Below are 13,235 nucleotides of genomic sequence, written 5' to 3' on the forward strand. Positions count from 1 at the left end.
AATCAGCAGTCCTAATATTTGAATGGTCAACAGGCCCTATTAATAATAAATGATTATTAAAGCACAGTTCTCTACATAATGGGTTTTTGACTTACCCAATGGTTATTTAGCCATCGCATTTAGGCGGTTTACCCTGTTGTATATACCACAATCACACACTAGGCTCGGCCTAAGGATTACCCTTTGCTTAACCACACGACCCTTATCATTATTATCACTGTTATTGTCAGCTTGTTGGCTTGGCAAAACAAGACACTATTCAATCGACTCATTTTTTATCCACCCGCGGTAAATAATGGTCAATGGGATCGTTTTGTGACCCATGGCTTTATTCATGCTGACAGTATGCACTTACTGTTTAATATGTTTACTTTGTATTTTTTCGGTCGTGCTATCGAAGGGTTATATCAATCATTTTTATTCGGTTATGGTTTCGTGGTGTTTTATGTGTTGGCTATCATTATCGCGATGATTCCAAGTTATATTAAAAATAAAAACAATGCCAGCTATCTCAGCCTTGGCGCATCAGGCGGTGTATCAGCGGTATTATTTGCCTTTATCTTGCTGGCACCTTGGGAAAAAATCTATTTATTTGCAGTCGTTCCTATCCCAGCGATATTATTTGCTGTCGCTTACGTGGCTTATAGCATCTACGCGGATAAACGCGGTGGCTCGAACATCAATCACATGGCGCATCTGTGGGGCGGCGCGTTTGGCATAATCGCCACTATTATTCTGGAGCCACAAGTGCTCCCGCATTTTTTAAACGCGTTATTATCGCCAAGCCTTTAAAGTATGATTTTTAGAAGTCTGTTTTAAGAAAGAGGCGTCACTTGGTTAAACCACTTAAGTAAGTGACGCTTAAATATCAGTCAGTTAAAAAAAATTTAACTCCTTTTTAATTTCGTCGCGTTGCTCGTTATGTCGAGCACTTTTATACTCTAAGATTAGACAGTGACTTATGATTATAGATATTATCGGTGATATTCACGGTTATGCAGACAAGCTAGTGGGTCTGCTTACCCAGCTAGGCTATCGCCATAACGGACAATACTTCGTGCCGCCAGCAGGTCATCGGGCATTATTTATCGGTGATTTGATCGACCGTGGGTCGCAGCAATTGACCACGTTAGAAATCGTTTTTGCCATGCTGGATGCGGATGTTGCCGATGCAGTGATGGGCAATCATGAATACAATGCTTTAGCCTTTGCAACGCTCGACCCTAACAATCCTCAGGAATACTTACGCTCACACAATGAGACACATACGCACCAACACGAGGCTTTTCTCGCAGAAGTGCCCTTTGGCTCAGAAAGTCATCGCTATTGGCTTGAGCGGTTATATGAAATTCCCTTATGGCTGGAAACTGACTATGCTTGCTTTGTGCACGCCTGTTGGGATGTGGACAGCATGGCGGTATTAGCACCCTTATTGACTGCTGACAACTGCTTAACGCCTAAAGGACTTATCGTAACTGCCCAAGAGCATAGCGAGAATTTTGAAGCGTTAGAGAGAGTATTAAAAGGCGTAGAGACACCGCTACCTGATGGCATGGTGATGGTTGATAAAGAAGGTACTAAGCGCACACGAGTGCGGGTACGTTGGTGGCTTGAAGGTCTTAACGAGCGTACGCTATATGAAGTTGCACGTGCCCCCTCCTCCGCATTGGCACAAATTCCAGTAGATGCCTTAGCAGAAAATATCAATTTTGCGCTCAAAACCGATAAACCAGTATTCGTCGGCCATTATTGGCTAACTGGGACACCTGAACCATTGAGTCCACAAGTTGCTTGTACTGATTATTCGGCAGCGGTAGATAGCGGTTATCTAACAGGCTATCAGCTCGATACCGAGCAGCCTTTGCCACTCAAAGCCAGCAATTTTGTGCAATATCGCCATGACGAAGACCCAGTGATACAGTCATAATTGAAATACCATTTCACTCGCTTTAGCATTAATCGGTAAACTTGGCTTTACGAAGGCGGCAAAACTTTTGTATGATGGTCGTTTTGAGGATATCAAAGCATGAGTACCCAATCAGCTAGTGTTAACTCTGTTGAGCAAAACAGTCCAATCGCCTCTCCTGCTGGTCAGCCAAAAGTTGGCATTATCATGGGCTCGCAGTCTGATTGGGCAACCATGAGTGCCGCTGCGCAATTGCTTGCAGACTTTGATATCGCTTTTGATTGTGAAGTGGTATCAGCACACCGTACGCCTGACCGATTATTTGACTATGCCAAAAATGCTAAAGGTAATGGCTTACAAGTTATTATCGCTGGGGCTGGTGGTGCTGCTCACTTGCCGGGTATGTGTGCTAGTCAAACGCCGCTACCGGTCTTTGGTGTCCCTGTAAAATCCTCGATGCTCAGTGGTTGGGACAGCTTATTGTCTATCGTACAGATGCCAAAAGGTGTTGCAGTCGGTACTTTAGCAATTGGGGCGGCAGGTGCTTATAATGCAGCATTACTGGCGATTCAAGTCTTGGCCTTGCATGACGACGCAATCGCCACTAAGCTAGATACTCTACGCCAAACACAAACCGAAACCATCCTTGCCAGCCCAACACCGGGCATTATCAACAGTTAAAAAATACAACTGAGTTGATGATAGTTTCTAAAAAAACACGAAGACCCATTATCTGATTATAAATGTTCTAAACTTGATATTTATGCTTAGATGAGTTCTACTAAATACAAGGTGCATACAGTGCACCTTTTCCTATTTTAATAGATTAGATTTCAGATCTAAATAGGGTCTGTTGAACATTCAAATGTGGTACTGGCAGTGGCTATTTTTTAGACAATACGCAGTGAAATTTTGGACGCCTAGTCATTCTAGGTTAGACAATTTCGCCATGTATTGGCAAAAAATAGCCCTGCCCCTGCTTGTATACTTGGGGCTGATGCTAAAACCACCCCAAATGTTGTTGTAAACCTAGCTAAGGTCTCGACATTATCGTCGGTTTACGCCTGATTTGATAAAACGTTTGATGCGATTTTAGCGATCAGCAGTCCTAATATTTGAATGTTCAACAGACCCTAAGCGTCATATCATTTATTGTTTTAAGTACTGATTGACGCGTGCTTCTGCTTCTTTATCAACCCACCAGTAGTCAATACCGACGGCATTGGTTGGCAGTTTTTTAGTATGGCGATATTGATCCCAATAGGCGACATTGGTCGCTGATTTGCCGTATAAGGGCACTAAATAATGACCAGCGCGTAGAAGGCGATCTAAGACATGGGTATATAATACAGTATCGTCGCGAATTTTAGCATTGCTTAGCTGCTCTATCACCGTGTCAATCGCTGGGTTTTTAATACCAATAGTATTTCTATTACCCGATTGATCGGCCGCTGAGCTACCCCAAAAGCCAACTTGTTCCGCACCAGGAGATAAACTCTGAGCAAATTTATCCACTATCATATCGTAGTCAAAACGTCGCACACGCTCATAATATTGTGGCCCATCGACTTGGCGCAAAGTCGCATCAAACCCCAGACGTTTTAGATTACGAATATAAGGCAGCAGCACGCGCCCCATGGTATCACCTGTCATCAAAATCTCAATCTGAGCAAGCGATCCATTAGGCAGATATAACTTCATATCGTTATAGTAAAACCCAGCATCTAACAAAAGCTGCCGCGCTTTTAGTAACCCTTCACGGTTAAAGCCGTTACCATCACTGGTGGGCAACTGCCATTCTGCTAATACGGCTTTACGTTGAATCGGCTCAAGCTTAGACAATAAAGGCGTTAATACCTGCATTTCTTCATTAGACGGCGTGCCCGTTGCCGCCAGCTCTGAGCCATGAAAAAAGCTCTGCAAGCGCTCATACTGCCCATGAAATAAGGTCTTATTCATCCATTCAAAGTCATAAGCGGCTGTCAGTGCTTGACGGACTCTAATGTCCTGAAAGATTGGTCGGCGCATATTCATGACCAAGGCTTGCATCGGTACTGGGTTTTGACTGGATATTGCTTCTTTTTTGATAAGACCTGCTTTTACCGCTGGAAAATTATACCCAGTTACCCAATTCGATGCTTTATTTTCGGGGCGAAAACGGTATTGACCAGACTTGAAACCTTCAAAGGAAATTTCATCACTTTGATAATAGACAAACTTAATCATATCAAAGTTATAACGACCACGGTTGACCATCAGATCACGTCCCCAATAATTGGGATCACGTACATAGCTCACAGAGCGCCCTGCATCAACACGCCCTAGCTTATAAGGCCCACTACCCATCAACGGCGTTAAGCTTATCTTTTCAAAATCAGCATCGATAGACGACTTAGCAAAGATAGGAAACTGTCCAACCGTCAGTAAGATTTCTTTGTTCTCAGTAGAAGCAAAGACAAATTTGACTTGCTGATCATCAATGACTTGAATGTCTTTGATATCACTTAGATAACTGCGAATATACATCGGGCCTTTATTCAATATCGCCTCATAAGTCGCTTTGACATCGCGACTGGTCACTGGCGACCCATCCCAAAAGCGGGCAGCAGGATTGAGATGATACACAATCCAACTGGTGTCATCAGGATCATAGGTTACCTTGCTTGCCAGCTGCGGATACATCGTAAAAGCTTCATTTAGTGAGCCCGTCATTAAAGTATCATATAGATAATCGGTACCAATCATCGCCACACCCGTGGTCATCCATTTATTGGCAGCATTAAAGGTGCCACGCGCATCGAGCGAGAGCGTACCCCCTGTCGGCGCGTTTGGATTGGCATAGGGCATATAAGGCGCGTTGACATATTCAGCAGTGCTGTTATGTGCAAGCGCAGTAATGGTAATTGGTGTCGCCATACTGGCTGGTATCCAACTCGCCATTGCCACTAATAAGACAGTTTTTAGCATAGTATTTTTTATCATAATAAAGTTATAACAAACCCTTCTGCTAAACCAAATGGATGTATAGAGAATTTACCTAATGACTGAAAGCTCATCGCAGCTTAAATAAGAAGCAAACAAAAAAATAAGCTATCACAACAGCTGAAAATTTTATCATAACAAACTTAGGTTTTTTAACCTAATAGTTTGCAGTGTTAGGTATAGCGCATCATCTGTCCTAAAACAATAATAATTCTCATAAAAAAAGACGCAGCTCATAAAGTTGCGTCTTTTTTCTCAAACCCGTACTGACTTAGGCGTGTTTTTTTTCAAATGCAATCATAAAGTCGACCAGTTGCTGTACCCACTCAAGCGGTACAGCATTGTAGATACTGGCACGCATACCGCCGACATCACGATGACCTTTTAGATGCAGCAAGCCTGCTTTTTCTGACTCTTCTAAGAATACTTTATCAAGGCTACTGTCTGCTAAAGTAAACGGCACATTCATGATAGAGCGATACTTAGGCGCAACTGGGTTGTTATAAAAACTGCTGTCATCAATCGTTTTGTAGAGCAGGTATGCTTTTTGCTGATTGATTTTACCGATAGCAGCAACGCCACCCTGCTCTTCCAACCACTCAAACACCAATCCCGCCAAGTACCAAGAGTACGTCGCTGGCGTGTTTGACATAGACTCTTTCTCAGCTTGATGCTCATAGTTCATTAGCAGCGGACACCACTCGCTTGCCTGCCCTAATAAATCCTCACGAATAATCACAATGACAAGTCCTGCTGGACCGATATTTTTTTGCGCACCCGCGTAAATCATCCCAAATTTTGAGACGTCAATTGGCTGTGACAAAATGCAAGAAGACATATCAACGATGATTGGTGCATCAACGGTTGGTGGCTCAAATATCTGCAAGCCATGAATCGTTTCATTGGCGCAGTAATGGAAGTAAGCTGCGTCTTCACTCAGATTCCAATCACTTTGATCAGGTACATCGGTAAAGTTGCTTTCTTTGCCTGTTGCAACCACATTAGTCTCGCCAAGACCTAGTTTGGCATAGCGCGCTGCTTCTTTGACTGCTTTACCTGACCAAGCACCTGTCGTTAGATAATCTGCGCGCCCACCGTTTAATAGGTTTAGTGGAATCGCTGAAAACTGTAAGCTAGCGCCGCCTTGTAAAAATAGCACCTTATAATTATCTGGAATGTCCATCAACGAACGCAATTTAGACTCAGCTTTTTCAGTAATCGCCAGATACTCTTTACTGCGATGGCTTACTTCCATGACCGACAGTCCACGTCCTTGCCAATCCAGCAACTCTTCTTGAGCGCGTGATAATACGGCAGTTGGTATCGTAGCAGGTCCCGCTGAAAAATTAGGTACACGGTTAGGAGCAGCTTGGGTAGTCATAATCATTATCCTAAATATGATGAAATCATCGTTGTTTGTTGGAGCGTAAAAGTTGCCTATCAAAATTATTTTAAAAGTAATTTTAGTTGTCTTTATTTGCTAATGGTTATTTTATTTATACAAATAATTTACCGGCATACCAATAGGCAATTGGGCAGATAGCTTAACCAGACAATCTCTCCCAAAGCTGCCGCTTTAAGCTGCTATCAGCGAGCAGTTCCTCTAACGTGGGCACAGTCGTAAAGTGAGGATGATCAAGCCCTTCAGGCAAGGCGGTTAATGCTGCTACTTTTATCTCCTCGCTACGACCAATCTTAAAGACATATCCAGCAAGACTGGCATTGGCAAGCTCGGCAGTGTCCATACCTTCACAGATAGGAAATGATGTCGTCTCACAAGTGATTGATAGCGCTTGAGTGATATTTTTCCATAGCTTTTGACTGTCATTATTAAGTGCTTGAATATCAACCAAAATCACCCAATCGCCATAGCGACCACCTTGCAAATCAAATGGGGTGACTTTTTTAAAGCTATCATCACTATTTATATGAGCAAGAGGACTTTGCCCTATAGCGGCAGTAGTTTGCTGAGTTATCTCGTTTACGAGAGACTTAACAGGTACGTCACCTACAGCTTTGACACTAGTATCAAAACTATAGGTGACAGGGCTTTGTGCGTCGGGTTGTGCTAATCCTATATCATTAGCATCATGATAATAGTGACTAATAGGCTCATCATTGACGAGCGCTGATACAGAATCAGCAAACGCTATGTTCGACATATCAACGTTCGCAGCAGCATTACCTTGCTGTTCTATACTTGGTTGTTCGATGTTTATATCAGACGACACAGCCTGAGTGCTAGTATTATCTTGAGTGCTAGGATCAGGAATAATAGGCGCAGAGATATCTGCCATATTAATAGTAGCTGAGCTTGGCTGTACCCATTGATTGATACCCATCATTGCTAAAATTTGACGCTGCTGCATACGATGTTGCAATACAATTAGCGGGTCTTGGACATCACTCATTCGACTCTACTATCCTACTTATCTTAAATGGGTTTACAGATTTTTAATCCTGAAAATAACGTTAAAAAAGAGTTTCAAACATCTCGCTCTTTGTCAGCCAAATAGGCATAGCACTTCAATCAATTCAATTTATTAGAAAAGCTGCCGAACGCCTAGCCAATGCTCTGCTAGTAGCATCAAGCAATCGTGCTCATCTTGACTGACTATCGTATCGTGTAACATCACCGTATGCAATGTACTCAGCCATTGCCGATATTCATTATAATCTATTTGACTGCTATCCTGTTGCTTCTCTCGATAATTATCCTCAATCTGAGTATCTATGATGGACACCCTAGAGGTGAATTTTTGAAAGCTAGGTACAGCGTCAATGATAGCTAGTAGCTGGACGCTATTCAAACCTTGTGCCGTCAATAATAGCCATTGCAAATTTGCATCACTGACTTCGTTCAGAGTGATGTCAATCAAGCGCGCATGTCGTCTCAAATCCACAATGTAGTGGGCAACACTGTCATTATTATAACCAAATAGCGAGCTATCTAGCCTCGATATCATTTGACCTTTGACATCTTTCGATAAGCGATGAGCCAATAAGGTAAGCATCGTTGTATCAGAAGCCCTAAGACCATCAAACACCTGACCTGACGGATCAAGCTGAGCAACGATATTGTCCGTGCCAGACTGCAATGTTTGCTGCCATGTAGTCTGTCTATCTGTACTTTTATCATTTAAAACTTTAGACAATATCGGCAAAAGTTTCTGTAAATGCAGCGCCTGCCATAGCGATAGAATCGATGGCACTTGAGACACTGCATTCTCTGAGTGAGTGAATTCTGATTTAGCTGTATCAGCAGAATCATTGACGATACTATCAGCAAAATTTTGGCTTAAATCAGCCGTCAAGCAGCCCTGAAATAACTCAAATATGCCCTGCTGATAGCGCAACAACATCGTACGGCACTTTTTTTTCTGGACATAATGCTGGTAACTTTGATTGCTATGGCTGCTCTCATGCTTCAGACGTAGCTCTGCAATCACGCTTTCTGATAGGTCGTGCTGACTCAAGTTCTTTATGGCAGTCGTGATTAGAACACTGTCCAATCGTCGATCAACACTCGCTACGGTTTCTATTAATTTATGGTCGATGGCATGCGGTAAAATTTGCGATTGGCAATTATTATCGGCTTTGTTAGTAGAAATCTCGTACCAAATGTCAACCAAGTCATAAGTACTTGTCGTTGCTAGAGCTTGACCCTGATGACATAGCATGACAGCTTCGATCAATGCTTGTGCGCCTAAAGGATGATGACTGTGATCAAGAATGTACTGTGGCAATGAGATTTTTTGCATATCATCAGTGCTAATGAGCGCTGCCAATGGCAAATCGCTATCAGGTTTTGCTTGCCAAGGTTTTAACAGTTGATGAGTGCCAGCATCTTGCGACTTTACCTGCAACCGTCCATTAATGATTACATCTTCTGCTACAACAAAATCTAGCCCTTTTTCTTCTTTCTTTACTCCACTATCCAACGCTTGAGTAGAGAGTGGTTCTGCGTGGAACGATTGTTTGTTAGCATTTTCCTTTTTATTAATGCTTAGGCTATTTGTTTTTACTTTCCCCACATCCCCGAGTCGACGCTGCTCATATATCTCTTTAATTTTTTGCTGATTTATCCGTTTGTCTTTAGCGACTTGTACCGAAAATTGATGATAGGCATCAGCATTAATAGCACCCATACGCTCAGTCAAGCTTGGGTGAGTGGCAAACCATGACACATCACCCAAATCCGCCCCACTACTGGCAAAGAAAAAATGACTGAGTCCATTGATATCAGCGATGCCAGATAGACGCGAGCCAAGTGAGTCTTGATGGATAGCTTTTAAGGTTTCTATAATCGCCGGCGAACGTGTCAATTGCACGCTAGTGGCATCAGCAAGTAGCTCACGCTGGCGGTTGAAGCTGTGCTTAATCAACTGAGCACTTGCCATACTAGAGAAGCTCAAGCCATGTAATAGCAATGTCCAAACACTACGCGGTGCTTGACGATCTATCACAGGTCTATTTTGCACCCATTTCGACTGACGCTTGGCTGAGGACTGCTTTTGTTGTGGTTGCTGCTGCCAGTAAGCGACCCACTCACTATGCGTGGTAAAACTGGCGGTTTGCGCCTCGGTACTGCGTGCAAAATTATCAACCTGTCTCTGTGATAGAGACTTTTGGGAGGTGCTATCACTATCAAAGTGACTATAATTAGAGAGACGATTAGAGATTGGATCACTCCAGTCGTATAGTATTTGCAAACCTGCCAATATCACCATCAGCTGTAGATTGAAGGTGGCATCACCATGCAGTATATGACCATATTCATGACCAATGAGACCATACAACGCCTCATCAGACAATTTATCTAGCGCGCCTTGGGTAACGACCAGCACCATATCTTGGCTATGACGACCAGCAACGAAGCCATTGATACCCTGCTCATCAGGCAGGACATACAAAATCGGCATCGTCAAACCTGATGCTATGGCCAACTGCTGGGCTATTTCATAATAACGACGATAGACTGGTGGAAAGTCACGCTCATCACGCACTGCTATATGGCGTGAGCTATAGCGAACTTTCTCCTTAGTTTCGTATTGATGCGCGACCCCGTGGCTGTGCTCCCATGCTTCTTGACTGTTATCGATGAACAGCCTAACCGCTCCTACTCGCTGAGCAATAGCGCGGCCACCTGCTCTCAGGCGTCGATACTCTAAGAAACTACCACCAATGAAACTACCTAATATCAAGATAATGACCAGAACCAATATCCAGTGAGATATACCGCCCGTAAATACAGTTAATAGTAGCCCCATGACAACGAGACCTACCGCCATATGAGCAAGTACAATCAGCAAAAAAAGCCCATAAAGGAATAGACTGCGCCGCGTACGTATCCGCTGTTCACCGAAAAAATCCATCAGTTTAAGCTGCCTAGAGTTCGCCAAATTTATCTAAACCTCAGCCCATATTAACAATAGGTGCTTGAGCAATCGCTTCTCTATCTTCGAACACTAAAGGACTGAGTGGACGAAAGCCAAAAGTCGTACTGACGAGGTTATTGGGGAATATTTCGCGGTCGTTATTATAAAACATCACGCTATCATTATAATGCTGACGAGCAAAACCGATGCGATTTTCCGTATTGGTTAACTCATCCATGAGCTCCTTAATCATACTATCGGCTTTTAGCTCAGGGTATGCTTCAACGACAGCAGAAAACTGACTCAACGCTTTAGACAACATACCTTCTGCTTTTGCAAATAGCGCCATATGATCAAGCGATTCTGGCTGATGCTTATTAGAGTCTTGTAGCTCTTGAGCATGATTACGCGCACTGATGACGCGAGTAAGTGTTTCTTGTTCATGACTCAAATAACGCTTGGCTGTTTCGACCAAATTAGGAATCAAATCATGACGACGTTTAAGCTGTACATCTATCTGTGCAAAACCATTCTTTGCTTGGTTACGTGCGCGTACCAGCTTATTAAATATCGTGATGCCAAAGACTACTGCCAACACCACAATAATAATGAATAGCCAAACAAACATCTTCATAATCGAACCCCAGAGTGTCTAGAATGTTAATAAAAGTTAATACATTGTATTTTAACCTATATTAATCAATGAAGCTTTTAAATTGAACAGAAAATTAAATAGGGTATCGAATGAAATTTTGGACAAAAAAAAGCCCTTTACAATGAAGGGCTTAATACATCATAAAAGCGTCTTTGATACTTCGTCAAAACTAATATCAAATTTTAGGCAAAAAAAAGCGACTCCAAAAGCACATCCTCGGCACACATCATAACTATTACCGTTGCTACCTTCCGGTCCTGGCGGGATTCATAGAACAATGTTGCGAGGCTACCAATGGAGCCACCAGGTGCAAATTATACAAGGATTTTTTAATTTTACAACCCCTATCTCAAAACTGTTTGTTTTAGACGGAAAATGATCCTGTAACTTAAGTCAGTAACTTAGGCAAGTAATTCAGCTCAGCAACTTAGCCCTGTAATTTAAGTCAGTAACTTAGGTCACAAAATTCTCACAGCAACTCACAGAAATTTTGCTATTTTAGTGAATGAAGTTGCACACATATCAATATTTAGAAAATAAGAGGTACAGCTTCTCATATAAAGACCATTAAAATGAACTTAGGAGATAATAATGAAAAATACTTTACTTAATAAAGCAGCACTAGCTTCTGGTACGGTTTGTCTCATGACCGCAATGATGGGTAGTGCCCATGCAGAGCCAACAGGCTATGACCAGCTAACGTTTCAAACAGAAGTAAAAGAAGAGATCCAAAACGATGAAGTAAGAGCCAGCTTGTACAAAAAAGCACAGGCAGCGGATTCTAAAACTCTAGCCACAACGCTCAATACATCCATTAATAACGCTATGAAAATTGCCAAGCGCTACCCTAGTGTCACTGTCAGCACCGGACAGCAGCGCACCTATCCACGCTATGACAAAAACGACAAAATCATTGGCTGGACAGGTCAGGCAAATATAGATCTGAAGAGTACTGACTTTGCAGCGACCAGCCAGCTCATTGCTGACTTGCAAGAAACCTTGGTCATGGACAATCTAAACTTTGGTGTCTCAGATACCAAAAAAGATGCTCTAGAGCAAAAGCTAATGACCGAAGCCTCTCGCGCTTTTCAACAGCAAGCCAAGAGCCTCACCCGTGCTTGGGACGCTCGTGGCTACCGCGTCATTAATGTTAACCTGAATACAGGTAGCAACTATCCACGTCCAATGTATAGCGCCATGAGTATGAAATCAGGAATGGCAGACGAGTCAGTGCCAAGCCAAAGCTTTGAATCTGGTAATAGTACTGTATCGGTCACTGCTAACGGTACCATTGAGCTGACTAAATAATTGAGCAAAGTTCGTCCAATGTAAGATGATTAAGCAAAAATAAAGGAGCATTCACTTATCACAGTGGCTGCTCCTTTTTTAAATTCTCAACAACAAAATAGCTTTATTAATATAATCAGCACCTATACAGATTATTTAGTAAAAGCATCATTGGTAATAGATTGATTGCTCTGTACTTTTTGTAGACTACCGTCCTGTTGGCGCAGTTTTAACATCACTTTTTGATGCCAAGGTAAATTCTGATAAGCCAAAAGCTGTTTTGCAATCTTCTTATTGTTTTGCAAAGTTGTATTGTTTTGAATCACATAAACCGTGCGCGAGGCTTGTTGCAGCGTTTGACCTTTCACGCTTTGAATGACCGCCGTTATCGTATGAGCGCCTGGCAACGCATCTATCGTAGCAATCGTCGCATTTAGACCTTGAGCGACTTCGTTGCCGTCAAAATAAATACGGACACTATCACCTGCTTGCAGCGCAGGCTTAATTTGTAGTGCTACATTAATACTTTGCGCTGGACGCCGATAAGCACGTTCTTCGCTGGGCTCAGTGATAGCCAGTTGATAGTTGATTGGTGCTTTGACCGTTGCATCGTTGGTAGCAGGTATAGAGGCGGTTTGCGTGGCATTCGTAGCAGTCTGATTATCTCTAGTGCTATTATTTGAGCCACTCGTTCCATTACCTGTCGTCACTGTCGTCTGACTGACTTGTTTACCCACCTGCTGCTCATAGCTTTGCGGGCGATCAGTGAAGGTCACCTGACCTGTTTGCTCGTCGACCACTTTATAAATGGGTGCAGCATTTGCTAAAGGCGCACAGAGACTGGCTATGGCAGTGATCGTCAATAGTCCTACCTTCGCATGGCCTTTCGAAACATTCAGTTTTGATGATGGAATCATAGTCAGTCAACCTAATTAGTGTCTACTATTAATATACTTTTATAATAACCATTATGCGATACTTTCAATTTGAAATCAGTAGTGATTTTGGAGAAATGTTATTCATTTAT

At 42.6% G+C, this 13,235-nt stretch carries 10 protein-coding genes and 1 other RNA gene; 4 read left to right on the forward strand and 7 right to left on the reverse strand.

Annotated features, from left to right (window positions below; translation table 11 throughout):
* Positions 1-183 precede the first annotated feature (183 nt).
* The 3 genes from RH96_RS14060 to purE all read left to right on the forward strand — a co-directional run bounded on the left by RH96_RS14060 (position 184) and on the right by purE (position 2,587).
* Complete coding sequence (locus RH96_RS14060) at positions 184-792, forward strand: rhomboid family intramembrane serine protease (RefSeq protein ID WP_010201910.1); 609 nt, start codon at positions 184-186, stop codon at positions 790-792.
* 169 nt (positions 793-961) lie between these two features.
* Complete coding sequence (locus RH96_RS14065) at positions 962-1,927, forward strand: metallophosphoesterase (RefSeq protein WP_010201916.1); 966 nt, start codon at positions 962-964, stop codon at positions 1,925-1,927.
* Positions 1,928-2,026: 99 nt separating this feature from the next.
* Positions 2,027-2,587: a 5-(carboxyamino)imidazole ribonucleotide mutase gene (gene purE / locus RH96_RS14070; protein WP_010201919.1), complete on the forward strand. Its 561-nt coding sequence runs from the start codon at positions 2,027-2,029 to the stop codon at positions 2,585-2,587.
* 468 nt (positions 2,588-3,055) lie between these two features.
* Here purE and RH96_RS14075 read toward each other — a convergent pair whose 3' ends face one another.
* From RH96_RS14075 to ffs, 6 genes are all read right to left on the reverse strand, one after another.
* Positions 3,056-4,888, reverse strand: a complete 1,833-nt coding sequence (locus RH96_RS14075; RefSeq protein ID WP_010201922.1) for an extracellular solute-binding protein — start codon at positions 4,886-4,888, stop codon at positions 3,056-3,058.
* A gap of 271 nt (positions 4,889-5,159) precedes the next feature.
* Positions 5,160-6,269 carry a 3-phosphoserine/phosphohydroxythreonine transaminase gene (serC, locus tag RH96_RS14080; RefSeq protein ID WP_010201924.1) on the reverse strand — a complete coding sequence of 370 codons (1,110 nt, stop codon included), beginning with the start codon at positions 6,267-6,269 and terminating at the stop codon, positions 5,160-5,162.
* A gap of 163 nt (positions 6,270-6,432) precedes the next feature.
* A complete protein-coding gene (locus RH96_RS14085; protein WP_010201925.1) occupies positions 6,433-7,299 on the reverse strand; it encodes a hypothetical protein in 867 nt (288 codons plus the stop codon).
* A 132-nt stretch (positions 7,300-7,431) separates the two neighbouring features.
* On the reverse strand, positions 7,432-10,263 hold the full coding sequence (locus tag RH96_RS14090; protein ID WP_010201927.1) for a M48 family metalloprotease: 2,832 nt from the start codon (positions 10,261-10,263) through the stop codon (positions 7,432-7,434).
* A gap of 40 nt (positions 10,264-10,303) precedes the next feature.
* On the reverse strand, positions 10,304-10,900 hold the full coding sequence (locus tag RH96_RS14095) for a LemA family protein (RefSeq protein ID WP_010201928.1): 597 nt from the start codon (positions 10,898-10,900) through the stop codon (positions 10,304-10,306).
* A gap of 221 nt (positions 10,901-11,121) precedes the next feature.
* Positions 11,122-11,218: signal recognition particle sRNA small type (gene ffs / locus RH96_RS14880), an RNA gene on the reverse strand.
* A 294-nt stretch (positions 11,219-11,512) separates the two neighbouring features.
* On the opposite strand from ffs, the gene RH96_RS14100 reads away from it, so the two are divergent.
* Entirely contained in the window at positions 11,513-12,229 is a 717-nt protein-coding gene (locus RH96_RS14100) for an SIMPL domain-containing protein (RefSeq protein ID WP_010201930.1), read from the forward strand.
* 131 nt (positions 12,230-12,360) lie between these two features.
* Here RH96_RS14100 and RH96_RS14105 read toward each other — a convergent pair whose 3' ends face one another.
* The gene (locus RH96_RS14105) at positions 12,361-13,125 is read right to left on the reverse strand and encodes a DUF4124 domain-containing protein (protein ID WP_010201932.1); all 765 of its coding nucleotides are present in this window, start codon (positions 13,123-13,125) and stop codon (positions 12,361-12,363) included.
* Positions 13,126-13,235 lie beyond the last annotated feature (110 nt).

Origin of the sequence: Psychrobacter sp. PAMC 21119 (assembly GCF_000247495.1) — a bacterium.
GTDB lineage: Bacteria > Pseudomonadota > Gammaproteobacteria > Pseudomonadales > Moraxellaceae > Psychrobacter > Psychrobacter glaciei.